Below are 22,658 nucleotides of genomic sequence, written 5' to 3' on the forward strand. Positions count from 1 at the left end.
AGAACTCGTACCAGGAGCCGTACAGGGCGCGTTCACGCTCCACCAGCAGCGGCATCGGATCGGAGGCGGTGACCAGCTCCCGCAACGGATGGCGGGCCAGCAGCGCGTCCACCTCCGGGGCCAGCGCCGCCGCGAGACGCCAGGCGGCGAGGCGGTCCTCGTCCCGCAGGGCCGCTACCACGTCCAGGACGACCGGCCGTGCCTCCTTGGGGACTCCGGCGGCCGCCCGCTCGTACAACCGGGCGCCCTCCTCCAGGACCAGTTCGGTGTCGATGCCGGCCGGGATCTTGATCCGGGCGGTGTGCCGCCAGGTCGAGAGCGGGTCGGACCAGGCCTCCACCGTGTAGGTCCAGCGGCCGGGTTCACCCGCGGTGACGGTGGCGCCCCAGCGGTCGGTGCCCGGGGCGAGCTCGCGCATCGGTGTCCAGGGGCCCGCCCGGCCTGCCGGGTCGCGCAGCACCACGTTCGCGGAGACGGCGTCGTGCCCCTCCCGGAAAACGGTGGCGGACACCTCGAACGACTCACCGGTCACCGCTTTGGCCGGCCTGCGCCCCTGCTGCACCACGGGGCGTACGTCGAGGACGGGGATACGGCCGAGGGTGGTCTCCCTGACTGGCTTCACCGCCTTCTTGCGCGTTGTCTTCTTCGAGGCCTGCTGTGCCGTTGTCTGTGCCGTTGTCTTTGCCGCTGCCGTGGCCTTGCTGCTGTTCAAGGGTGCTGACGAATGGTGCATGGCGGGCATGACCGCTCCTGTCCGCGTCAACGTGGGTGTGGCGGATGGATGTGGGGAGGTGGGTCCTGCGGAGGTGTACGGGTGACGCCTGTGGGGTGTGTACCGGAGGAGCCTTCCCATCCTGTTCGGGTGGGCAATCCGGATACTTTGTTAACTACTCACGCGTATGTCCACCCACAAGACCGGCCTCCTTCTTCCAGGTGCCCGGAGACCGCTTCCGCACGCCCCGACACCCCCACCGGGCGTCCCCACCGACGCCCGGGTAACCACTACCGTCGAGAGTGACGACGAGACGTACAGCGCGGTGCGTCTCACCCCGTGACGCGCCCGAGGTGGCATGTGAAGGCGATCCGTCGGTTCACCGTCCGTCCCGTTCTCCCCGAACCCCTCCGGCCGCTGAGCGACCTGGCGCGCAATCTGCGCTGGTCCTGGCATGCGGAAACGCGCGATCTGTTCCAGTCCGTCGATCCCGAGGCCTGGGCCGCGGCCGGGGGCGACCCGGTGCGGACCCTGGGCCGGGTGCGGCCGGCGCGGCTGGCCGAACTGGCGGGCGACCGCCGCTTCCTGCGCCGCCTCGGCGCGGCCGCCGACGACCTGGACGACTATCTGACCGGTGACCGCTGGTATCAGACACAGGCCGCCGGCCTGCCCGCCGCGGTGGCCTACTTCTCCCCCGAGTTCGGCATCACGGCCGCCCTGCCCCAGTACTCCGGCGGCCTCGGCATCCTGGCGGGGGACCATCTGAAGGCGGCCAGCGATCTCGGCGTACCCCTGATCGGGGTCGGATTGCTGTACCGCCACGGGTACTTCCGGCAGACCCTGTCCCGGGACGGCTGGCAGCAGGAGCACTACCCGGTGCTCGATCCCAACGAGCTGCCCCTCACCCAGCTGAAGGAGGCCGACGGCGCCCCGGCGCGGGTCTCGCTGGCACTGCCCGGCGGCAAGGCGCTGCACGCCCGGATCTGGCTGGCCCAGGTGGGCAGGGTGCCCCTGTTGCTGCTCGACTCGGACGTGGAGGACAACGACCTCGGCGAACGCGGGGTGACCGACCGGCTCTACGGCGGCGGCAGCGAGCACCGGCTGCTGCAGGAGATGCTGCTCGGCATAGGAGGGGTCCGGGCGGTACGGACGTACTGCCGCCTCACCGGACACCCCGAGCCGGAGGTGTTCCACACCAACGAGGGCCACGCCGGCTTCCTCGGCCTGGAACGCATCGCCGAACTGTGCGAGCAGGGCCTGGACTTCGACTCCTCCCTGGAGGCGGTGCGCGGCGGCACGGTCTTCACCACCCACACCCCCGTCCCGGCCGGCATCGACCGCTTCGACCGCGAGCTGGTCGCCCGGCACTTCGGGCCGGACGCCGAGCTCCCCGGCATCGAGGTGGACCGCGTGCTGCGCCTGGGCATGGAGACGTACCCCGGCGGCGAGCCCAACCTCTTCAACATGGCCGTGATGGGCCTCAGGCTGGCCCAGCGGGCCAACGGGGTGTCCCTGCTGCACGGACAGGTCAGCCGGGAGATGTTCGCGGGCCTGTGGCCGGGATTCGACCCCGACGAGGTGCCGATCACCTCCGTGACCAACGGCGTGCACGCGCCGACCTGGGTCGCCCCGGAGGTCCTGCGGCTCGGCGCCCGGCAGGTCGGTTCCGAGCGGGCCGAGGACGCGCTGACCGTCGGCGGCACCGACCGCTGGGACTCCCTCGCCGACATCCCGGACCAGGAGATCTGGGAGCTGCGCCGGACGCTCCGCGAGCAGCTGGTGCTGGAGGTGCGCGAGCGGCTGCGGGCGTCATGGCGTCAACGGGGCGCGGCCGATGCGGAGCTGGGCTGGATCGACGGGGTGCTGGACCCGGACGTCCTGACGATCGGCTTCGCGCGGCGCGTCCCGTCGTACAAACGCCTGACCCTGATGCTCCGGGACCGCGACCGCCTCATGGAGCTGCTCCTGCACACGGACCGACCGCTGCAGATCGTGGTCGCGGGCAAGGCCCACCCGGCGGACGACAGCGGCAAACGCCTGGTCCAGGAGCTGGTCCGGTTCGCCGACGACCCACGGGTCCGCCACCGCATCGTCTTCCTGCCCGACTACGGCATGGCGATGGCGCAGAAGCTCTACCCCGGCTGCGACATCTGGCTGAACAACCCCCTCCGCCCCTTGGAAGCGTGTGGGACGAGCGGAATGAAAGCCGCGCTGAACGGCTGCCTGAACCTCTCCGTCCTGGACGGCTGGTGGGACGAATGGTTCCAGCCGGACTTCGGCTGGGCCATCCCGACGGCGGACGGCGCGGGCACGGACCCGGACCGCCGCGACGACATCGAGGCGGCGGCGCTGTACGACCTCCTGGAGCAGCGGGTGACTCCGCGCTTCTACGAGCGGGGCCGGGGTGGACTGCCCGACCGCTGGATCACGATGGTCCGCCAGACGTTGAGCCTGCTGGGCCCGAAGGTGCTGGCCGGCCGCATGGTCCGCGAGTACGTCGACCGCCTCTACGTCCCCGCCGCGCAGGCGCACCGCGCGCTGACCCCGGACACGGCGAGCGAGCTGGCCGCCTGGAAGTCCCGGGTCCGGGCGGCCTGGCCCGGGGTGAGCGTGGACCACGTGGAGACGACGGCGACGACGGCCACGGCAGAGCTGGGCACGACGGTGGGCCTGCGGGTGCGGGTGGCCCTGGGCGATCTGTCCCCCGACGACGTCGAGGTGCAGGCGGTGTCCGGCCGCGTGGACGCGGAGGACCGCATCACGGACGCGACGGTGGTCCCCCTGAAGCCGACGGGGGCCCCCGACCTGGAGGGCCGCCTGCTGTACGAGGGCCCCCTGGCCCTGGACCGCACCGGCCCCTACGGCTACACGGTCCGCATCCTCCCGAGCCACCGCCTGCTCGCCTCCGCGGCGGAGCTGGGGCTGGTGGCGGTGCCTTCGGAGGATGTGGCGGAGGGGGCGGGGGTGTTGCTGCGGTAGGGACCGCGGCGGTCTGCGCGCTACGGCGTCTTCTTCAGGGCGTCTTCTTCAGGGCCTCGATGAAGAGGGCGAAGGATCCGGCCGGGACGGTGAGGGTGCCGGCGGCCGGATCCTTGGAGTCGCGGAGGGTGGTGTGGGTGGGGGTGGTGGCTATTTCCACGCAGTTGTTGCCGTCGTCGGGGCCCGAGTAGGACGACTTCCGCCAGTTTTCGGGGGTGTCCATGGGATGCCTCACAGCTCTTGCGCCAGCTTGTGGATGAAGTCGCGCGACCGGTCGGGGTCGAGCGATGCAGCCTCCACCTTACGGAAGCGCGTTCGAAAGGCGCTGAGCTGTGCTTCGGAGTCGATGAAGGCCGAGCCGTGGGGTACGTCACGCACGACCGTGTCCAGCTTGGGAACAGAGCCGCCGACGTACGTCATGGAGCTGGCGGCTCTTGCGAAGCCGTCCAGGTCGAAGGGGATCACCCGTACGGTGACGTCGTCCGATTCGGAGCGTTCCAGCAGCTTGCCCAGTTGGGCTCGGGAGGCGGCACGGTCACTGACTCTGATGCGCAGGGCCGCCTCGTGGACAACCAGTTCGTACGGGATGGTGAGCTGCTGGCGCCTCATGCGGTGCTGGACACGCAACTCAAGCTCTTCGTCGGTGAGTTCCGGTACGCGGGCGGAGAAGACCGCGCGGGCATAGCCCTCCGTCTGTAGCAGGCCCGGCACATACAGGATGGCCACCTCACGGAGGAACGTGGCGTGGTGGTCCAGTTCGGCCAAGTCCAGGAATGAGTTGGGCAGCGCACCCCGGAACTCCTCCCACCAGCCGTGCGTCCGGTCGGTGGCCATCGCCACCAGGGCGTCGATGAACTCTTCGTCGGTGCAGGCGTAGTGAGAGGCGAGGCGACGGACCCGCTGCTCGCTCACGCCCGCGAGCGCCGACTCGATGTGGGTGATCTGGGCGGGAGCCACGCCGAGCAGCGCGGCCGCCTGGCGGGAGTTGAGACCCGCCGCCTCACGGAGTCTGCGCAGTTCAGTTGCCAGGCGCATCTGGCGTGCCGTTGGCTCGCGCCTCTTCACCATCGACTGGCTCTCCTCACCGGCCCGTTGGCGCAACTCGTTCGGCGTCAGATTACGCGATCGACTTGCTGCGTCCCTAGATTTAGATTTACCGTCAGTGACGCATCGCACACGCAGCGGAAGCGCACCGCTCCGCCCTGCCATGACGGCTGCGGCAATGCCACCGCGCGCCACCTTCCCCTCAACGACTGGAGTTGATGACGCATGTCCGAAGACGACGACACCTGGGACTACACGCTCTACATCCCCAACGACCTGAGAGCGGTGACGGTGTGCCGCCGCACCCTGCGCCTGATCCTCACCCTGCACGGTCTGATCGGGATCGTGGACACGGCGGAACTGCTGGCGACGGAGCTGGTCTCGAACGCCGTACGGCACACCAAGGGGCCGGCGGCGCTGAGGGTCCGCCGTACGCCGGAGGGGATGGTGTGGATCGGGGCGTGGGACACGGACCCCGCCCCACCGGATCCGCCGCGCCCGCCGGAGCAGATGGCCGGCCTGGAGCTGGAGGACGGGCGGGGGCTGGGGTTGGTGAGGGCCTGCTCGGAGTACTGGGGCTGGCAGCCGACGGCGCGGTTCGGGGATCACGGGAAGTACGTGTGGTGTGAGCTGGGGGCCGCGTGATGGTGGGCCAGTCGCATGAGGCGTTGCACCGGATCTTCCAGAAGGATCCGACGCTGCTGACGAAGGCGTTACAGAAGGTGCTGCACGTGCCGTTCCCCGAGCCCAGGGAGATCGCGGCGCTGAACGTGGACCTCACCGAGATCGAACCGGTCGAGCGCCGCGTGGACACCCTGCTGCGGGCGGAGACGGACGAGGGCACGTACCTCCTGGTGGTGGAGTCGCAGGGGAAGGTGGACGAGCGCAAGCGGGGCAGCTGGCCGTACTACCTGAGCTACCTGTACGAGAAGTACCGCTGCGAGCCGGTGCTCATCGTCATCACGCAGAGCAGTACGACGGCCAGGTGGGCGTCCCGCCCGATCCGCTTCGGCTTCAGGGACTGGCACTCGCTGACGGTGCGTCCGCTGGTGCTGGGCCCGGACAACGTGCCGGTGATCGCGGACGAGCGGCAGGCCGAACGGGATGTCCCCCTTGCGGTGCTCTCGGCCATGACACACGGGCGTGGACCGCAGGCTCCGGCCATACTGGAATCCCTGGCCGCCGCCCTGCGGACCATCGACCCGGATAGTGCCGCAGTCTTCGTGCAGTTCGTCGACTCCTGCCTGGCCGATCCCCAGGCGAAGCAGATGTGGAGGGATCTGATGACGGCGATCCAGTACTTCTGGCGACACCCGCTGGCGGAACAGGTGCGGGAGGAGGGCCGGGAGCAAGGCCGGGCTGAAGCCAAGGCTGAGATGATCCTCCGTGTCCTGGAATGGCGCGGCATCCCGGTGCCCGATGCTGTCCGGGAGCGCGTGATGGCCTGCACGGACCTGGATCAGCTGGAGGTGTGGGCCCGGCGGGCGGTACATGCGGCGGAGGTGGCGGAGTTGTTCGCCACGGAGTGAGCACGTGGCCGTTGGGCCGCTCGCTTCTGGGTCAGTGTCGGGCTTCCGCGAGGTGCGTCAAGGGCGCTCCCGTTCCGCTGCGCTCCACTCCCGCGTCGCCTTCGGCGATGGCCCTGCGGGCCACCCTTGACCCACCTCGCTCCAGCCCGGGGAAGAAGCGAGCGAGCGGCCCGGAAGAGCGGTGGCCCTGACCGGTACCGGTCCCTGGGGTCGGCTGCGTGCGCGGCGTCGGCGAGGGTGCGCGGTCGCGCCTCGCAGGGACGCCGGGTGAGTTCGGCGGCTGAGAGGTCGGTGAATGGGTGCGGTGGTACGTGCGCTCTGGTGGCTTGGTGGAGGCTGGGGTGATGAGCGCGCGGGTGGGGTGCGCGCCTCGGCTCAAGGCCCGCTGCAGTGGACGATTGGCAGATTTGGGCTACTCGGCGGAGTCAGTCCGGGTGTGGAGGCGGGGATGAGCCTGGCGGTGTGGCCCAAAACCGCCAATCTGCCGCAGCGGACGGATTTGATGACGGCGATCCAGTACTTCTGGCGACACCCGCTGGCGGAACAGGTACGCGAGGAGGGCCGGGAACAGGGCCGGGCCGAGGCCAAGGCCGAGATGATCCTCCGTGTCCTGGAATGGCGCAGTATCCCGTAAGTGACCGTTGGGCCGTTCGCAGGTGCCTTCCAGGCAGGTCTGAGGCACGAGGTGCCCGTCAGGTCCAGAAACTCGCACTACCTGAACAGGATGGAACATTCCTGCCAATCGGCTTGCTCCCCGGTGAGCGCGCCCAGACGGTCACCGCAATGGGACGGTGAGCCAGGGACTTAGGGCTCGGGCATCAGTACGGCATTAAGTCTCATCGGATTGGAATCGATAAACAATCACCGTCAGTTCCTTCGATTCAACCGCAGGGGTAATAGCTTTTTCCACCTCGGCCCAGGTCAGGCGGCCGAGCCCAGAAGCGATGCGGGGCATCGCAATTCGGCTAATGCCATGCGATACTGCGTGGGTGCACATAGCTTCTACCGCATTGACAACATCGGGTAGTCGTGCTGGCGCGCGCCAATGCCTCTGCGTTCCAAGGTTATAGATGACGAGGCCCTGTGGAGTCTTCCATGGAAAGCATGCCCCTACCGGGAACTCTCCATCTTGGCACTTACGTCGATATGTGGCGTACATGTCCGGCCATCGATTCTTGAATTCAACTGCAATCCCTCGCCCCATGGCGCCGGCGCAGTTGCATCCATGTGCCAGCGCCTCGGCGTCCTGTGCTGAAAAAAGGTCCCCTTCGCGGTGAACAAGGGTCACGATCGGTCTTCCTGTTCAATGGCTCGCTGCCAAACCATATTAAATTCCTCCGGGCTGATTCTTGCCTCCGCGGGGAACTCTCCAGGCTGTAGAAGTTGATCTGTTAGCAATGGTCCCACCGTCGGGTGAGAGTTGCGGCGTGAGCTCAGCCAGAGATCGTCGACATTCGTCACCTGCCTACTCGGTACGCAGTTGATGAATTCATAATAAACGACTGCGTCGCGGTAGTCCATTGCTTCGGTCTCTAGGCGGAAGTAATCAATCATCAGAAAGGCGTCTTCCCGGATCGAACTATGCGATTTGATACGTCCAGCGCCCCATTGTTTAGGTGGAAGAATACATTCTCCCTCCCCATTCCGATTGATAGGTCTCGAACGTCGATCTCAACGAAATGCGTAGACTTCCCAAGGCCCCATCTCGTGGGGCGCCCAAACAGTCTCTGCACCAACTGGTATCCGGATATCTTTCCTGCTGCGATATCTGCCGGTGTGAGATCTGCTTTCTTTAGGCCGCTGATGTTTTCTGGTGCTATATCGGTGAAATATTGCCCGTCGCCGAATCGCGCATGCGTCGACCCCGTGGAATTCCAGATCTCCCTGGAATTGAGGATTCCCTTGAGTCCTTCCTCGTTGGTGTAGTGATACAGGGTGCAAGGAGTCAATCCTAGAGGATCGGTCCAGGTGTGAGGATTTGTTACATAAGCCGACGGGTTTGGAGCTGGCTCAAGGCCCAGTGGGTCCTGGGTGAGGAAGCGAGCCGTTTCTGTATCGTAGTGGCGGAAGTAGTTGTAGTGGAGGCCGGTCTCGGGGTCGTAGTACTGGCCTGGGAAGCGTAGGGGTGTGTAGGTGGTGCTGTTGGCCGCCCAGGCCGTGGTGCCCCACAGGGTGCTTCTGGTGCGCCAGGCGATGTCGCCTTGTTCGTCTATCAGTTCGCTGGGGGTGCCGACCAGGTCGGTGACTATCGCGAAGAAGCGGGAGTCGATCTCGTCCTGTGGCGCATCCGCTGCGGTGATGCGTTCTGTTTGTGCGAGGGGGCGGAGGCCCTGGTGGTCCCAGGTGAGGGTGACCGGGTGGGGGAGGTCGGGGGAGGTCGTGGTCTGTTCGCAGAGGGTCGTGCCGTCCCAGGTGAAGTCCACCCTCTCCAGGACCGTTTCGCCGTCCTCGGCCAGGCGGAGTTTCGCCGTGCGGCGGCCCAGGGGGTCGTAGGTGTAGCGCCAGCGGGTGCCGTCCGGCGTGACGACCGAGGTCAGGCGGTCCTCAGCGTCCCATTCGTAGCGCCAGGTGTCCGGCTTGCGGGACAGGCGGCTCTTCTGGCGCAGGGTGATGCGGCCCAGGGCGTCGTGTTCGTAGCGGACGTTTCCGGCGCGGATGATGCGGGTGCCTGTGTACTCGCGGGTTCCGGTCGCCTCCGTGCCCGGGTGGTCCGACGGCCAGGACGCCTGGGTCTGGTTGCCCGCCTCGTCGTAGGCGTAGCGCTCCGTCCAGTTCGTCGCGTGGACCGCTGTCACCCTTCCTGTCGCGTCGAGGTCGAAGCGGCGGATGCCGGAGAGTTGGTCGTCGATGCCGATGACGTTGCCGTCGGCTCGGTAGGTGTATGTCCTGTGCTGGACCGTGCGGCCCTGTGCGCCGGTCACCGACTGGGTGGTCAGGCGGCCCAGGGGGTCGAAGGTGTGCTCCAGGGTGATCGTTTCGGCTATACGGCGGGTCAGTTCGCGGCCTGCTTCGTCGTACGTGAAGTCGATGGATCGGCCTGAGGCCACCATGCCTGTGCGGCGGCCTGCGGCGTCGTACGACCACGTGGTCTTGGCGCCTGTGGGGGTGGTGCGGCCGGTGCGGCGGCCCAGGGTGTCGTACGTGTACGTGAGCGTGCGGCCGTTGACCGTTTCCGAGTGGAGGCGGCCGTGGCGGTCGCGCAGCAGGCTCAGGGTTGTACCGTCGGGGCCCGTCGCCTGGGCCAGTTGGTCCGTGAAGTCGTAGGCGTAGGTCGTGACCTGGCCTGCCGCGTCTTTGCGGAGAACCTGGCCCAGTTCGTTGCGTTCGAAGGATGTGACGTGGCCCAGTGCGTTCCGCCGTGTGGCAAGGCGGCCGGCGGGGTCGTAGGTGTATGTCAGGGTGCGGTCGTCGAAGTCCTTCTCCGTCACCAGGCGGCCTGCCGGATCGTACTCGTACGTCCACGTCAGGCCTTGCGGGTTGGTGACCCTGGTCAGGCGGAGTTCCGTGTCGTGGGTGAACTCGTAGCGGACGCCGTCCGGGCCGGTGCGTGCCGCCAGCAGGTCGAAGTGGGTGTATTCGAAGCGGGAGACACCGCCGAGCGGGTCGGTGTGTCTCGTGCAGTTGCCCTCGCCGTCGTACGTCCAGGTCTCCGTGGTGCCGTCGGGGGTCGTGCGGCGGGTCAGGTGGCCCTCGGTCGACCATTCCAGGCGTGTCGTGGCGCCCGTGGGGTCCGTGACCGCGAGGGGGCGGCCCAGGGCGTCCCGCTCGTACCGGGTGCGTGCGCCCAGTGGATCGGTCACCTCGATCGGGAGGCCGGCGCGGTCGCAGACGACCGTGGTCGTGTTGCCCAGCGGGTCCGTCACCGACGTCAGGTGGCCGGCCTCGTTGTACGCGAACCGGGTGGTCCGGCCCGCCGGGTCCGTCAGCGAGGTGCGGTTGCCCCGTTCGTCGTACGTCTGGCGGAGCACCGTGCCGTCCGGGTTCACCACCTTCACCGGCAGGGCCAGGTCGTTGTACTCCGCCCTCGACTCGCGGCCGTCCGGGCGGACGACCGAGGTGAGGTTGCCTGCGGTGTCGTAGTGGAACGTCGTCGTGTGGCCCAGCGGGTCCGTCGTGGAGAGCAGGCGGTTGCGGCGGTCGCGGACGTAGTGCGTGGTCGCGCCCACGGCGTCCGTCTCGGCGATCACCTGGCAGCGGCGGTTGATCAGGTAGCGGGTGGTGTGGCCGTGTGAGTCGGTGATGGTCGTGGTGTGCTCGCCGGTGTCCGGATCCACCGGCCCGTAGGTGAAGGCCGAGCGCAGGTGGCCGGCGGCGCCGGACTGGTGGGTGCAGCGGTCCTCGTCGTCGTAGGCGTAAGTGAAGTGGCTGTCGTTGGTGTCCGTCCAGGAGGTGATGCGGCCTTGGGCGTCGTAGCCGAAGACGGTCGGGCGGCCGGAGGAGTTGAAGACCTCGGTGAGGTGGCCGTCGGTGTAGCCGTAGCGGATCAACTCCTGGTCGCGGCCGTCCGCTGCGGCACCCGCCAGGTGCAGTGCGGTGACCCGGCCGCCGGCGGTCGACAGCAGCAGGCGGTAGCCGCCGCCGTGGGTGAGGGCAACGGGTGTGCCGTGAGTGTCGTACTCGAACGTGATCCAGTTGCCGTTGCGGTCGTCGACCTGTTCCAGCACCGCCAGGTCATCGGAGCGGGCTGCGAAGTGCCGTACTTGACCGGACTCCGGGCTGGTCAGCGTGTAGCCGTCGGCCACTCGGTCCAGCGGCCAGCGCGGACCGTGGGAGGGCAGGGTCGGGACGCCCGGTGCCGGGTGCGGATAGGCGAGCGTCAGGCCGTCCTCGCCTACGAAGACGACGCCCTCCGCGTCGATCTCCAGGCGCTGGTCGAGGGTGGAGGACCAGGTCGGGCCGAACCAGCCTCCGAGCCGGTACGACGACTCGAACTGGCGCTTGACGATCAGGGGCAGCAGGCCCGGGAGGGAGACATCGGTTTGCGGCAGCACCATCCGGCCGGTCGCGACGTCGACGGGGTCCTTCTCACAGACCTTCTCGACCGGCCGGCGCGAGACGTCCTCGGCGCCCTCCTCCACCGCGTCCCGGGCGGTCTTGCGCAGCCCCTGCTCACCGGCCCCCTCCGCCGCCCGGCGCACCAGGCCCGCCCCGGCCGCGTCCCGTGCCAGGCCGAGCTCCAGTCCGGTGCCGTCACCGACGAGGAACTGGGAGGACAGGCGGCCTCCGAACTCGGCGGGGTCCTTGCGGGCCTGGTTCCACATGTCGTTCAGGGCACGGTCGGGGTTCAAGCCCGTGGAGACCAGGCCGGACAGGGTCATGCTGAGGCCCTGGAGGTACTCGGCGGGATGTGTGACGTTGTACGGGTCGGTGGGATCGATGCTGCGGACGAAGCCGATCACGCCGGCCGTGCCCTTGATCAGGCCCCCGCCGATGTGGGTGAGCTCGGTGCCCGCGGAGAACATGCGGTCCATGAAGTCGGTGTTCAGGCGCGCGAGCGGCGGGGGCTCGGCGGGCGCGTGGGCGAGGGCCGCCTTCACCTTGCCCTGGGCTTCGGTGGCGGCGGTGTTGCGCTGCTTGCGGGCCGCGGCGAGTTTGTGTACGGCCTCGGTGATGTCGGCTTTGCCGGGGTCGTGGAACGGTTCCGGTGCGGAGCCCGGGTCCTGACCTGCTTTCAGCTTGGCGTTGTAGGCGTCGACCTTCTTGTTGTAGGCGGCGGCCCCGTCCTTGGACGCCTTCACGCCCTTGTCGTAGAGGGCGATGGCTTCCTTGGCCTGGCCCTGGGCCCACTGGACGGTGTCGGCGTACGACTCCAGGGCGGCCGACGCCGTGTGGCAGGCCTCGGCTGCTTGGGCCCACTTGGCCGGATGGACGCCGAACTTCTTGCGGAAGGCGTCGCCGCCCTCGCCCTGCCAGCCGGAGGAGTCGACCTTCTTCAGGCCCTGGCCGACCTTGTCGAAGGCGCCGTGGAAGGCCCGCAGGTGCTTGGCGCTGTCGCGGATACTGCCGGGGCTGCCGTGGATGAGTTGGCTCGCGTCGTCGCTCTGGCCGAGTTGCTTCTCGCCCGGGGTGGCGCCCAGGTCGGAGGCCAGTCCGTCGCCCCAGTCCTCGACCGTGGTCGCCCAGTTGTGCAGTCCGACGTGGTCCAGGCCCTTGCCGACCTCGTCGGTGACGTAGTCGACGCCCTCACCGAGCTTCTTCTTGCCCTGGTCGTAGACGTCCTCGACACCGCCCACAACCGCGTTGGCGATCTTGCCGAATTCCATCAGCCCTCACCGCCCTGCGGCGGTGCGGGGAACGCGGTGTCGGTCAACTTGTTCCACTCGGCGTCCGGGACACCGCTGGGCCTGACGCCCAAGTTCTCGGCGGCCTGCGAGTGCATGAAGTCCCGCCCGGTGTTCGTCCAGCTCTGCTTGCTGTTGTCCCACGCCTTGTCGAAGGACTTCTCGCTGTAGTCCGGGTGGGAGTAGGCGTCAGCCGTGTGGTCGGCCCACTGGTCCCAGCTCATCTTCTCCACGTCCTCCTCGGACGCGTGCGGGTTGCCCACCAGCGAGTTCGCACCGACCCTCAACGCGCCGCCGACGTACTGATCGGTCTCGTAGTACGTGCCGGCCGCCAGACCCGTGTCGTGCGCGAAGGCGTTGCCCTCGATGATCAGGGCTCGTACACCCCACTTCCAGCGGTCACAGAACGACTTGAACTCGTCGGTCAGTCCCTCGTGTCCCAGCTCCAGCCCGGACAGAGCGACGTCATCGAACCCGCGCCCGACCCCGGCGTCGCCGATCGAGCCGAGGTCCTTCAGCTCATTCAAGGCATCGGTCAGGCCCTTGGCGATCAACGCCAGCCCTTCCGCCTTCAGGTCCGGGCCGCCACCACCGCCGGTCACTTCACATCCCCCGTCCTCGCGGCGACGTCGACCGCCGCCTTGTCCGGCACGATCCCGCGCACCGGCGGGAACAGCGCGCCCTCACCCTCGGACCCCACATCCAGGGCCACTCCGCAGGGCACCCCTACGGCCGGCACCCCGGTGTCCAGCAACCGGGCTCCCAGCCACCTCTGGTACGCCCACTCCCGGTCGCCCTCGCCGCGCGCGAGCGCGAAGCGTGCCAGGGCCGTTTCGTCGGAGAACGCGTAGATCCAGCGGATGCCGCCGTAGTCGCCCGTCAGGGGCGCCCCGTCCTCGTCCACCGGCACCAGCACCGCCGTGCGGCGGAACGTGCCCAGCAGCACCGCGAACTCCCGGCGCCTGCGCCTGGCTTCGTACGGAGCATCGGTGACGGTTGCTGCGTGCTCGGGCAAACCCGTGCCCTCGGGTGTCTCCGGTCCGGTCGTGTCCCGTTGGTCGGTTCGGGCCGGGCCCACGTAGTCGTACAGCCGTGACCTCGGCAATCGCGCCCCCGAGCCGGCGCCGTCCGCCTGTTCGGTCATGCGTCCGATCATCGCATCGGCGCATTGCGCATCACCATGTGGAAAGGAGGGACGGTGAACAGGTCGGCCGGATTCCGACCCCGGCACGCACGTGCGCGAAGGGTGGCGCTACGGCGTGGGCGAGTGCAGCCCCGAGCAGTCGTACCCGCCCGACGGGTCCGGGGTGTACAGCCAGTAGGTGCCGGCGAGCAGCAGCGGCATGAGCAGGACGCCGGCCACCGCGGACACCGCCGCCAGGCCCCGGCGTTCGCTGCGGGGCAGGGTCGCGAACAGGAGGACGGCGGCGACGGCGCAGGCGAGGCCGGCCCACGAGGTGGCGTACATGCGGGCGGAGGGGCCCAGGTAGCGGCAGTTCCGGAAGGTGTCGGTGTCCCAGGTGAAGCGGGCGGCGAGCAGTGCGGCGGCGAGGGCTGTCGTCAGGGGGACGAGGGGTGCCCTTCGGAGCGTGATCCTCATGCCTCGGACAGGCCCTCGCACAGCTTCCGCAGCACCGCCCCGCACCGGCGGGCGTACGCGTGCTGCAAGCCCCGTGTCGCCGGGCCGCCCGCCTTTGCGTACCACTTGGCCGGTTTGCTGAAGGCCGCGACCGTGAGCCAGACCGTGCCGTCACCCGTGCGGTCGATCAGGAAGACTTCCTCACCGCATTCGGGGTGGCCCTCCAGGGTGCCGTAGGCCCAGCCCGCGCGGCGGGGTTCCTCGGTCGTCCAGATGATGCGGCAGGGAGCCTTGATCAGGGCGGCCAGGGTGACCGTGACGTCGACGCCGGGGGCCGCGCGGTCGGCGGTGGCGTCGATGCCCACGCCCAGGGCGCGGTGCATCTCCCAGCCGAGGACCGCCTCGGCGGCCCGCTGGAAGAGCTTTTCGCCCTCGCCGAGGCGGGTGCGCACGTGCAGGGGGTGGAAGCCGGGCGGGCAGTACGTCAGGTCGTCGCGGGTCGCGCCGACCGGCTCGTAGGTGAAGGGCGCCGAGGACATGGGTCACAAGGGTAGGGCGGGCCCGGGAGTGCCTTCCTCCCGGGCCCGCCCCTCAGTCGCCCGGTCAGCTGGTGACGTTGACCGCGCTCCAGGTCGCCGCCACCGTCTTGTACTCGGTGCTGCTCGCGCCGTACAGGTCCGACGCCGCGCTCAGGGTCGCCGCGCGGGCGCCCGAGTAGTCGGTCGTCGAGGTCATGTACTCGGTCAGCGCCTTGTACCAGATCTGCAGCGCCTTGGCGCGGCCGATGCCGGTGATGGTCGAGCCGTTCTTCGTCGGGGAGTTGTAGGTCACCCCGTTGATCGTCTTCGAGCCGCTGCCCTCCGAGAGGAGGTAGAAGAAGTGGTTCGCGACACCGGACGAGTAGTGGACGTCCAGGTCGCCGACGGAGGAGGACCAGTAGTCCGCCGAGCCGCCGTCCTTGCTGGGCTTGTCCATGTAGCGCAGCGGGGTGCCGTCGCCGTTGATGTTGATCTTCTCGCCGATGAGGTAGTCGCCCTTGTCGGACGCGTTGTTGGCGTAGAACTCCACGCCGGTGCCCATGATGTCGCTGGTGGCCTCGTTCAGGCCGCCCGACTCGCCCGAGTAGTCCAGGCCCGCGGTGTTGGCGGTGACGCCGTGGCTCATCTCGTGGCCGGCCACGTCCAGGGACGTCAGCGGGTCGGTGTTGCCCTCGCCGTCGCCGTAGGTCATGCAGAAGCAGCTGTCGTCCCAGAAGGCGTTGACGTAGTTGCTGCCGTAGTGGACGCGGGAGTAGGCGCCGACGCCGTCGTTCTTGATGCCGCTGCGGCCGAAGGTGGCCTTGTAGAAGTCCCAGGTCTCCTGCGCGCCGTAGGCGGCGTCGGCGGCCGCGGTCTGGTCGGAGGAGGAGCTGGAGGCGGTGCCGGTGCCGAAGGTGTTGGTGGAGCTGGCCACCAGGGTGCCCTTGCCGGACGTCTTGCGGGCCAGGTTGTAGGTCTTGTGACCGCCCCGGGTGCCGTCGGTCAGGTTGTACGTCGAGCCCGACTGCGTGGTGTTGAGGCTGACCGTGCCGGAGTACAGCGTCTTGCCGGTACCGGTCGCGTTCTCGATGCCCTGGTACTGGAAGAGCTTCTTGCCCGTGGCGGCGTCGGAGATGACGTGCAGCTGGTTCGGGGTGCCGTCGTCCTGCAGGCCGCCGACGATCGTCTCGTAGGCGAGGACCGGCTTGCCGGAGCCGGCCCAGATCACCTTGCGGGCGCCGCTCGCGGCGGACTTGGCCGAGCCGAGGGTACGGGCGGCGGACACCGCCTGCTTCTCGGCCTTGGCGGCGCTGATCTGCGGTTTGAGCGAGGCCACCTTGATGGCGGCCTTGGTGGCTCTGGTGACGCCTTCGGTCCGGCCCGACTTGGCGGTGTGCACGACGAGGTCGCCGCCCAGCACGGGCAGGCCCGCGTAGGTGCGCTCGTAGCGGGTGTGGACGGTGCCGTCGACGTCCTTGACGACGTCCTTGACGACCAGCTTCTCCTTGGCGCCGAGGCCTATCTTCTGCGCGGTCTCGGCCGCGCCGGCCTGCGCCTGCTGGATCAGGGAGGTGCGGGCGGCGGCGGTGAGCGCAACCGGTGCCGCGGCCGACGGCTTGGCGGCCGTGGTGCCGGCCGGGGTCTGGGCGGAGGCGCCGGTGGCCAGACCGGTGGTGACGAGGGCTCCGGCGGCGACGGCGGTGGCGATGACCAGAGTGGTGCGCTGGTGACGCGCGTAGCGGGGGGTCACGCAAGCTCCTTCATGTGGGGAGTCCGGTCAGCGTGGGGTTACTGGCCGGAACGGTGTGGTGAAGCTCTGCGGCGGGTGAGGGAAGAGTGGCATTAGGGGCGCGTACATGTCAGCGCCCCGAAGTGATGTTGGCTGGAAAACGACTGTTTGGGAAACGTTTCAAGGGTGTTAACCGAGGCCGTCCGAAGGTGCCGGACCTTCGGACAACCCCCATTTCCCGGGCTTGTGGCGCTCCGTTTACGGGAACGTCAGCTTCCAGCCGTTGATCGTTCCGGTGTCGTAGGTGGCCTGATCCTGCACCCTCAGTTTCCAGGTCCCGTTGGCCGGTTCGGCGGAGGCGTTCACCGTGTAGGTCTGCTTCACGTTGTCCGCCGAGTCCGAGGAGCTGAAGTTCTTCAGACGGTAGGCGGTGCCCGACGGACCGACGAGGTCGATCACCAGGTCACCCCGCCAGGTGTGGGTGATGTCGACGCCCACCTGGAGGTTGCCCGGCGCGTTTCCGGTCCTGCCGGAGACCGTGATGCTGGAGGTGACGGCCGGCCCGTTGTCCGGGATGGCGACCGGTGTGGTGCTCTCGTACGACGTGCCGCCGCCGTCTCCGCCGCCGGAGCGCGCGCCGACCGCGACGCCCGCCCAGGCGTCCTGCACCGCCTTGTACTCGGCGCTGGAGGTGCCGTACAGCTCGCCCGCCGCCGCGAGGGTGCCGGTGCGGGCGCCCGCGTAGTCGGTGGTGGACGTCCACTTGGTGGTCAGTGCCCGGTACCAGATCTGCAGCGCCTTGTCCCGGCCGATGCCGGTGACCGGAAGCCCGTCCGCGGTCGGCGAGTTGTAGCTGACGCCGTTGATCACCTTGGCGCCGCTGCCCTCGCTGAGCAGGTAGAAGAAGTGGTTGGCGACGCCCGAGGAGTAGTGCACGTCGAGGTTGCCGACACCCGAGTACCAGGAGTCCGCCGAGCCGCCGTCCTTGCTGGGCTTGTCCATGTAGCGCAGCGGGGTGCCGTCGCCGTTGATGTTGATCTTCTCGCCGATGAGGTAGTCACCCGGGTCGGACGAGTTGTTGGCGTAGAACTCCACGCCGGTGCCCATGATGTCGCTGGTGGCCTCGTTCAGGCCGCCCGACTCGTCGCTGTAGTCGAGGCCCGCGGTGTTGGAGGTGACGCCGTGGCTCATCTCGTGCCCGGCGACGTCGAGCGCGGTCAGCGGGTCGTTGTTGCCGGAGCCGTCGCCGTACGTCATGCAGAAGCAGCCGTCGTCCCAGAACGCGTTCACGTACGAGTTGCCGTAGTGGACGCGGGAGTAGGCGCCGACGCCGTCGTTCTTGATGCCGCTGCGGCCGAAGGTGTTCTTGTAGAAGTCCCAGGTCTCCTGCGCGCCGTAGTGGGCGTCCGCGCCCGCGGTCGCGGCGTTCGACGTGGTGCCGTTGCCCCAGGTGTCGTTGCTCTGGGAGAAGAGGGTGCCGGTGCCCGAGGTGCCGTGGTTCAGGTTGTACGTCTTGTGACCGCCGCGCGTACCGTCGGTCAGCGTGTACGACGACCCCGAGTGGGTCGTGGTCAGGTTCACCTGGCCGCTGTACTGGGTGTTGCCGACGCCGGTCTCGATGCCCTGGTACTCGTACAGCTTCTTGCCGGTGGCGGCGTCGGTGATGACGTGCAGCCGGTTCGGGGTGCCGTCGTCCTGGAGGCCGCCGACCACCGTCTCGTAGGCCAGGGCGGGCTTTCCGCTCGCCGCCCAGATCACCTTGCGGACGGAGTCCGCCGCCGTCCTGCTGCTGCCGAGGGCCTTGGCCCGCTGCACGGCCTGCTTCTCCGCCGCGGCCCGCGGAACCGCCGGGGTGAGGCCGGCGACCTTCAGCGTGGCGCCGGTGGCCTTGACGACGTCCATGGTCTTGCCCGACCTCGACGTCACGACGAGGTCGCCGCCGAGCACCGGCAGGCCGGCGTAGGTGCGCTCGTAGCGGGTGTGCAGGGTGCCGTCGGCGTCCTTGACGACGTCCTTGACGACCAGCTTCTCCTGGGCGCCGAGGCCGAGGGACCGGGCGGTGGCGGCCTTCGTCGCGTCGGCGTCGCGGATCAGCTCGACGCGCTGCGAGGGGGTGAGCCCGACCGCGACATGGGCCGGATTCACCTTGCCCGCCTGCGGCTTCGCCGGTGCGGCGGTGGCCGCGCCGGACTGGACGGCGACGGCGATCAGGGCGGCGACACCGGCGAGGGCGACGGCGGCGGTACGGGGGTGCGCTGTGGGGCGCGATGCTGTGCGGGGGGTGCGTCTGCGAGAGGAACTGCTGCTCACACTGACTCCTTCTGCGTGACCGCGGGTCGCGCGGCCAGGGGAGACCGGACGGTGGGTTGGGACGTCCGGGCAGAACAGGGCGTTACGCGGAACCACGTGCAGGCCGGCTCACGCGGAGCAGAAGAGCTGTGGGGTTGCTGTGAGTCGGCCAGGGAAGAGTGACAGGGGATCAGCGCAGCTGTCAGGACCGCGTCACAAATTTGGCCGGAAATGGTTCGTTGACCGGATGTTCATGTTCGCTATGCGGATCGGTCACCGGGCGGCCGTCATCGCGGCAGATGTACGTACCAGGCCCCGCGGCGCCGGGGTGTCCCGAACGACACGCCCTAGCCCAGGATCCCCCGGTCGTACCCCACCGCCACCGCGGCCGCGCGGTCGTTGACGCCGAGCTTGGCGTACAGGTGGGTGAGGTGGGTCTTGACCGTGGCCTCGCTGATGAACAGCTCGCGGGCGATCTCGCGGTTGGACGTGCCCTTGGCGACCAGGGTCAGCACCTCGCGCTCGCGCGCCGAGAGGGGCTCGGCGCCGGGCCGGCGAGGGCTGCGCACCGCGTGGACCAGACGGGAGGCGACCGCCGGGGAGAGGACCGTACGGCCCTCGGCGGCGGCCCGGACGGCGGTGAACAACTCGTCGCGCGGGGCGTCCTTGAGGAGGTAGCCGGTGGCGCCCGCCTCGATCGCGGGCAGGGTGTCGGAGTCGGTGTCGTACGTGGTGAGTACGAGAACCCTGGCCCGGGTGCCGCGCCGGGCCAGCTCGCGGATGGCGTCCACGCCGGAGCCGCCGGGCATCCGCAGGTCCATCAGGATCACGTCCGGGTCGAGGGCCGCGGCCCGGTCGACCGCCTCCACGCCGTTCGCGGCCTCGCCGAGCACGGTGAAGCCGGGGGCGGACTCGAACATGCCGCGCAGCCCGTCGCGGACGACCGGGTGGTCGTCGACGATCAGCAGGGAGACAGGAGGATCAGCGGTCATCGCGTACCAACGGTACGCGAGCCGAGACCGCCGTGCCGTGCCCCGGCTCCGACTCCACCGTCAGGGAGCCCGCGATGCGTTCGGCGCGGGCCCGCATGCCGTCCAGGCCGAAGCCGCCGCTGCGGGTGCGCTCCGGTACGGCGGCCGGATCGAAGCCGGTGCCGTCGTCGCGGATGTCGAGGGTGACCTCGTCGTCCATGAAGGAGAGGGTGACCCCGACGCGGGTGGCGCGGGCGTGCCGGGCCGCGTTGGACAGGGCTTCCTGGGCGATGCGCAGCAGCGTCGCCGAGACCTCGTCGTGCAGCTGCTCGGTGGTGCCGGTGACGGTGAACTCCGCCCGGACGCCGGTGCGTTCGCCCCATTCGACGACCGTCTTCTTCAGGGCCTCCGGAAGGCCGTCGGCGGCGAGGGCGACGGGGGTGAGGTTGTGCACCGAGCGGCGGGCCTCGCCGAGGCTGTGCCGGGCGAGCGTGGCGGCGCGCTCCAGGTGGGTGCGGGCGGTGGTCAGGTCGGGGGCGTTCGCCACGACCTGGAGCTGGGCGATGATCCCGGTCAGGCCCTGGGCGATGGTGTCGTGGATCTCGGCGGCCAGGCGGCGCCGCTCGTCGGCGACGCCCGCCTCCCGCGCCTGGACGAGGAGTTGGGCGTGCAGGGCGGCGTTCTCGTCCAAAGCCTGCTGCAACGCCGTGTTGGTGCGCTCCAGCTCGGTGATGGTCGCGGTGCGCTCACGGGACCGCTGCGTCTCCGCCAGGGTGAGATGGGCGATCACCATCTGCAGGCCGGAGTTGGCGATCAGGAGCGCGGCGAAGACGATCCACTGCGCTGTGCTCCCGAACGGCAGCCCGCCGGCCTGCGCGCCGGCCACGGTGACCGCGCTCGCGAACAGTCCGGCCCGCAGCCACCTGGGCGGGAGCAGCTCGTCGGCGTCCATGTAGCCGCTGGCGGCGTAGAACGCGAAGAACGGGTTGATCCAGGTGAGGGCGAAGGCGACGGCCCAGCGGACGACGTAGTACGCCGTCCCGGCCGGGGACGGCGTCCGGCCGCAGTCGGGCCGACGGCGGCGGGTGCCGTGCCACCACACCTGGAGCGCGGCCGCCGCGACGGTCAGGGTCCCGGCGGCGTACCACTTGGCCGGCTCGGTGTGCGGGTCGGCCGAGGCGATCGCGAGGACGGCGCCGATGCCGAGCAGCCCGTACGGCCCCCAGGCGTGCAGCTGCTCCCAGCGCCGGTCGATCTGCCTGTCGCTCGCGCTCATGTCCCCAGTCTGCACGGCCGGTCACCTACTCCCAGCGGAACCAGCGCGCCGCCCCCGCCGTCAGCAGCACCGTCCAGCCCGCGAGCACACCCAGGTGCCCCCAGCCCGGCCAGTCACCGGCGGCCGCCTCCCCCAGGGCGCGGGCCGCCGCGCCGAACGGGGTCAGCTGCACCACACGGGCCAGCGTGTGCGGCATCTGCTGCACTGGCAGCCATACGCCCGCGCAGAACATCATCGGGAAGAACACCGCCGAACCGATCGCCTGCGCGGTCTTCGTGGTCCGGGACAGCGCCGAGACGACGGAGCCGAGGGCGAGGCCCGACGCGGTCGCGAGCAGCAGCGCCAGCAGATAGCCGGCCGGCTGCTTCGGCAGTGTCACGTGGAAGGCGAGCCGGCCGACGAGGAGCGCGAGCAGCGCCGAGGCCAGCGCCACCGTGCCCTGCACCACCATCTGCGCCGACAGCAGCGCGGAGGGCCGTACGGGGGTGAGCCGCATCCGGCGCAGGATGCCCCGCTCCCGGTGGCCGGTCAGGACCTGGGGCAGCGCCTGCACCCCGGCCATGATCAGCGCGACCAGCACGGCGATGGGGACGTAGGCGTCGACCGGCCGCAGTCCGCCGAGCGACTTGTCCGCCTCCCGGAACGACGGGATCGAGCCGAGGATCACCAGCAGCAGCGTCGGGAACAGGAAGATCCAGAAGACGGCGCCGGGTTCCCGGCGGAACAGCCGGAACTCGGTGCGCAGGACGGCGGTGTTCATGCCGTGGCCTCCTTGGTCTCGGCGTCGGTCAGGTCGAGGAACGCGTCGTCGAGGGTGGCGTCGATGACGCGCAGCTGGTGGGCGGTGATGTGGTGGCGGGCGAGCAGGGTGATGACCGCGTTCACGGTCTCGTCGGTGCCGGAGAGCGTGATCCGGCCGTCCTTGCGCTCGATCGAGGCCATGGCCGGGAGAGCGGCGAGGTCGTGGTCGTCCAGCGGGGCCGACGGGGTGAAGCTGATGACGGTGGCGCCCGCCGAGCGGCGGATGAGCCCGGCCGGGGTGTCCAGGGCGGCGACCCGGCCCTTGTCGATGACCGCGATGCGGTCGCAGAGCCGCTGCGCCTCCTCCATGAAGTGGGTGACGAGCAGCACGGTGACCCCGCTCGCGCGGACGTCCTCGATGAGCTGCCAGGTGTCGCGGCGGGCGCGCGGGTCGAGACCGGTGGTCAGCTCGTCCAGTACGACGACCCGCGGACGGCCGATCAGCGCCAGCGCGATGAACAGCCGCTGCCGCTGTCCGCCGGACAGCTTCGCGAACCGGGTGCCGAGCTTCGGGGCGAGACCGAGGCGTTCGGCGAGCGGCCGCCAGTCGGCCGCGTTCGGGTAGAAGGAGGCGTACAGCTCCAGCGCCTCGCGCACGGTCAACTTGGGCTGGAGCTCGCTCTGCTGGAGCTGTGCGCCGAGGACCTCGGCGACCTTGTCACGGTCGGCGACGGGGTCGTATCCGGTGACCCGGACCCGCCCGGTGTCCGGTACCCGCAGCCCCTCGACGCACTCCACGGTGGTGGTCTTGCCGGCGCCGTTCGGGCCGAGGATGCCGAAGACCTCGCCCTCCTCGACGGCGAAGGAGACGCCGTCGACGACGGCCCGGCCGCCGTACGACTTGCGCAGATCGGTGACTTCGATGACGGTTGGCATGTCTTGAGAATCCCGGGCGGACGGGGGCCGGCACATCGGCCGGCCCGCTCGAAGCGGCATCGTCCGATCGGTTG

20 protein-coding genes are annotated in these 22,658 nt (G+C 69.5%); 4 read left to right on the forward strand and 16 right to left on the reverse strand.

Going from position 1 to position 22,658, the window contains the following annotated elements; translation table 11 throughout:
• Positions 1-742, reverse strand: a 742-nt coding sequence (locus ABT171_RS05030; protein WP_351239936.1) for a maltotransferase domain-containing protein, incomplete at its 3' end; no start/stop codon positions are given.
• A 330-nt stretch (positions 743-1,072) separates the two neighbouring features.
• Here ABT171_RS05030 and ABT171_RS05035 point away from each other — a divergent pair.
• The gene (locus tag ABT171_RS05035) at positions 1,073-3,691 is read left to right on the forward strand and encodes a glycosyltransferase family 1 protein (RefSeq protein WP_351239938.1); all 2,619 of its coding nucleotides are present in this window, start codon (positions 1,073-1,075) and stop codon (positions 3,689-3,691) included.
• A gap of 34 nt (positions 3,692-3,725) precedes the next feature.
• Here ABT171_RS05035 and ABT171_RS05040 read toward each other — a convergent pair whose 3' ends face one another.
• A complete protein-coding gene (locus tag ABT171_RS05040; protein WP_351239940.1) occupies positions 3,726-3,914 on the reverse strand; it encodes a DUF397 domain-containing protein in 189 nt (62 codons plus the stop codon).
• An 8-nt stretch (positions 3,915-3,922) separates the two neighbouring features.
• Positions 3,923-4,759 carry a helix-turn-helix domain-containing protein gene (locus ABT171_RS05045; protein ID WP_351239942.1) on the reverse strand — a complete coding sequence of 279 codons (837 nt, stop codon included), beginning with the start codon at positions 4,757-4,759 and terminating at the stop codon, positions 3,923-3,925.
• Between the two features lie 201 nt (positions 4,760-4,960).
• Between ABT171_RS05045 and ABT171_RS05050 the strand changes: the two genes are divergently transcribed.
• The 3 genes from ABT171_RS05050 (at position 4,961) to ABT171_RS05060 (ending at position 6,898) form a co-directional block, all read left to right on the forward strand.
• A complete protein-coding gene (locus ABT171_RS05050; protein WP_351239944.1) occupies positions 4,961-5,380 on the forward strand; it encodes an ATP-binding protein in 420 nt (139 codons plus the stop codon).
• Positions 5,380-6,264, forward strand: a complete 885-nt coding sequence (locus ABT171_RS05055; RefSeq protein ID WP_351239946.1) for an RpnC/YadD family protein — start codon at positions 5,380-5,382, stop codon at positions 6,262-6,264. Before ABT171_RS05050 ends, ABT171_RS05055 begins: the two co-directional genes overlap by 1 nt.
• A gap of 448 nt (positions 6,265-6,712) precedes the next feature.
• A complete protein-coding gene (locus ABT171_RS05060; RefSeq protein WP_351240516.1) occupies positions 6,713-6,898 on the forward strand; it encodes a hypothetical protein in 186 nt (61 codons plus the stop codon).
• A 195-nt stretch (positions 6,899-7,093) separates the two neighbouring features.
• On the opposite strand, the gene ABT171_RS05065 is transcribed toward ABT171_RS05060, so the two are convergent.
• The 13 genes from ABT171_RS05065 to ABT171_RS05125 form a co-directional block, all read right to left on the reverse strand.
• Complete coding sequence (locus ABT171_RS05065) at positions 7,094-7,552, reverse strand: macro domain-containing protein (RefSeq protein ID WP_351239948.1); 459 nt, start codon at positions 7,550-7,552, stop codon at positions 7,094-7,096.
• Positions 7,549-7,818: a hypothetical protein gene (locus ABT171_RS05070; RefSeq protein ID WP_351239950.1), complete on the reverse strand. Its 270-nt coding sequence runs from the start codon at positions 7,816-7,818 to the stop codon at positions 7,549-7,551. The genes ABT171_RS05065 and ABT171_RS05070 overlap by 4 nt, the downstream gene beginning before the upstream one ends.
• Entirely contained in the window at positions 7,818-12,527 is a 4,710-nt protein-coding gene (locus ABT171_RS05075; protein WP_351239952.1) for a putative T7SS-secreted protein, read from the reverse strand. The genes ABT171_RS05070 and ABT171_RS05075 overlap by 1 nt, the downstream gene beginning before the upstream one ends.
• Positions 12,527-13,147 carry a hypothetical protein gene (locus ABT171_RS05080; protein ID WP_351239954.1) on the reverse strand — a complete coding sequence of 207 codons (621 nt, stop codon included), beginning with the start codon at positions 13,145-13,147 and terminating at the stop codon, positions 12,527-12,529. Before ABT171_RS05080 ends, ABT171_RS05075 begins: the two co-directional genes overlap by 1 nt.
• The gene (locus ABT171_RS05085) at positions 13,144-13,689 is read right to left on the reverse strand and encodes a hypothetical protein (RefSeq protein ID WP_351239956.1); all 546 of its coding nucleotides are present in this window, start codon (positions 13,687-13,689) and stop codon (positions 13,144-13,146) included. The genes ABT171_RS05080 and ABT171_RS05085 overlap by 4 nt, the downstream gene beginning before the upstream one ends.
• A gap of 108 nt (positions 13,690-13,797) precedes the next feature.
• Positions 13,798-14,145 carry a hypothetical protein gene (locus tag ABT171_RS05090; RefSeq protein WP_351239958.1) on the reverse strand — a complete coding sequence of 116 codons (348 nt, stop codon included), beginning with the start codon at positions 14,143-14,145 and terminating at the stop codon, positions 13,798-13,800.
• Positions 14,142-14,663, reverse strand: a complete 522-nt coding sequence (locus tag ABT171_RS05095; protein ID WP_351239960.1) for a DUF1990 domain-containing protein — start codon at positions 14,661-14,663, stop codon at positions 14,142-14,144. Before ABT171_RS05095 ends, ABT171_RS05090 begins: the two co-directional genes overlap by 4 nt.
• Positions 14,664-14,727: 64 nt before the next feature.
• The gene (locus ABT171_RS05100) at positions 14,728-16,392 is read right to left on the reverse strand and encodes a M4 family metallopeptidase (protein ID WP_351239962.1); all 1,665 of its coding nucleotides are present in this window, start codon (positions 16,390-16,392) and stop codon (positions 14,728-14,730) included.
• A gap of 237 nt (positions 16,393-16,629) precedes the next feature.
• A complete protein-coding gene (locus ABT171_RS05105) occupies positions 16,630-18,681 on the reverse strand; it encodes a M4 family metallopeptidase (RefSeq protein WP_351239964.1) in 2,052 nt (683 codons plus the stop codon).
• 326 nt (positions 18,682-19,007) lie between these two features.
• Positions 19,008-19,652 (reverse strand): response regulator, encoded by a 645-nt coding sequence (locus ABT171_RS05110; protein WP_351239966.1) that lies wholly within the window; start codon positions 19,650-19,652, stop codon positions 19,008-19,010.
• Positions 19,642-20,907 (reverse strand): sensor histidine kinase, encoded by a 1,266-nt coding sequence (locus ABT171_RS05115; protein WP_351239968.1) that lies wholly within the window; start codon positions 20,905-20,907, stop codon positions 19,642-19,644. The genes ABT171_RS05110 and ABT171_RS05115 overlap by 11 nt, the downstream gene beginning before the upstream one ends.
• Before the next feature lie 25 nt (positions 20,908-20,932).
• The gene (locus ABT171_RS05120) at positions 20,933-21,667 is read right to left on the reverse strand and encodes an ABC transporter permease (protein ID WP_351239970.1); all 735 of its coding nucleotides are present in this window, start codon (positions 21,665-21,667) and stop codon (positions 20,933-20,935) included.
• Positions 21,664-22,584 (reverse strand): ABC transporter ATP-binding protein, encoded by a 921-nt coding sequence (locus ABT171_RS05125; RefSeq protein ID WP_351239972.1) that lies wholly within the window; start codon positions 22,582-22,584, stop codon positions 21,664-21,666. The genes ABT171_RS05120 and ABT171_RS05125 overlap by 4 nt, the downstream gene beginning before the upstream one ends.
• Positions 22,585-22,658: the final 74 nt, after the last annotated feature.

The sequence above is a fragment of the Streptomyces sp. NPDC001851 genome, assembly GCF_040297165.1.
Taxonomy (GTDB): domain Bacteria; phylum Actinomycetota; class Actinomycetes; order Streptomycetales; family Streptomycetaceae; genus Streptomyces.

What these genes read in the sequence shown, in the direction of transcription:
- ABT171_RS05085 (WP_351239956.1), bottom strand. Translation starts at nt 13,689, where the DNA reads ATGACCGAACAGGCGGACGGCGCCGGCTCGGGGGCGCGATTGCCGAGG.
- ABT171_RS05115 (WP_351239968.1), bottom strand. Translation starts at nt 20,907, where the DNA reads ATGAGCGCGAGCGACAGGCAGATCGACCGGCGCTGGGAGCAGCTGCAC.
- ABT171_RS05075 (WP_351239952.1), bottom strand. Translation starts at nt 12,527, where the DNA reads ATGGAATTCGGCAAGATCGCCAACGCGGTTGTGGGCGGTGTCGAGGAC.
- ABT171_RS05090 (WP_351239958.1), bottom strand. Translation starts at nt 14,145, where the DNA reads ATGAGGATCACGCTCCGAAGGGCACCCCTCGTCCCCCTGACGACAGCC.
- ABT171_RS05055 (WP_351239946.1), top strand. Translation starts at nt 5,380, where the DNA reads ATGGTGGGCCAGTCGCATGAGGCGTTGCACCGGATCTTCCAGAAGGAT.
- ABT171_RS05045 (WP_351239942.1), bottom strand. Translation starts at nt 4,759, where the DNA reads ATGGTGAAGAGGCGCGAGCCAACGGCACGCCAGATGCGCCTGGCAACT.
- ABT171_RS05095 (WP_351239960.1), bottom strand. Translation starts at nt 14,663, where the DNA reads ATGTCCTCGGCGCCCTTCACCTACGAGCCGGTCGGCGCGACCCGCGAC.
- ABT171_RS05050 (WP_351239944.1), top strand. Translation starts at nt 4,961, where the DNA reads ATGTCCGAAGACGACGACACCTGGGACTACACGCTCTACATCCCCAAC.
- ABT171_RS05110 (WP_351239966.1), bottom strand. Translation starts at nt 19,652, where the DNA reads ATGACCGCTGATCCTCCTGTCTCCCTGCTGATCGTCGACGACCACCCG.
- ABT171_RS05120 (WP_351239970.1), bottom strand. Translation starts at nt 21,667, where the DNA reads ATGAACACCGCCGTCCTGCGCACCGAGTTCCGGCTGTTCCGCCGGGAA.
- ABT171_RS05060 (WP_351240516.1), top strand. Translation starts at nt 6,713, where the DNA reads ATGAGCCTGGCGGTGTGGCCCAAAACCGCCAATCTGCCGCAGCGGACG.
- ABT171_RS05125 (WP_351239972.1), bottom strand. Translation starts at nt 22,584, where the DNA reads ATGCCAACCGTCATCGAAGTCACCGATCTGCGCAAGTCGTACGGCGGC.
- ABT171_RS05070 (WP_351239950.1), bottom strand. Translation starts at nt 7,818, where the DNA reads ATGATTGATTACTTCCGCCTAGAGACCGAAGCAATGGACTACCGCGAC.
- ABT171_RS05040 (WP_351239940.1), bottom strand. Translation starts at nt 3,914, where the DNA reads ATGGACACCCCCGAAAACTGGCGGAAGTCGTCCTACTCGGGCCCCGAC.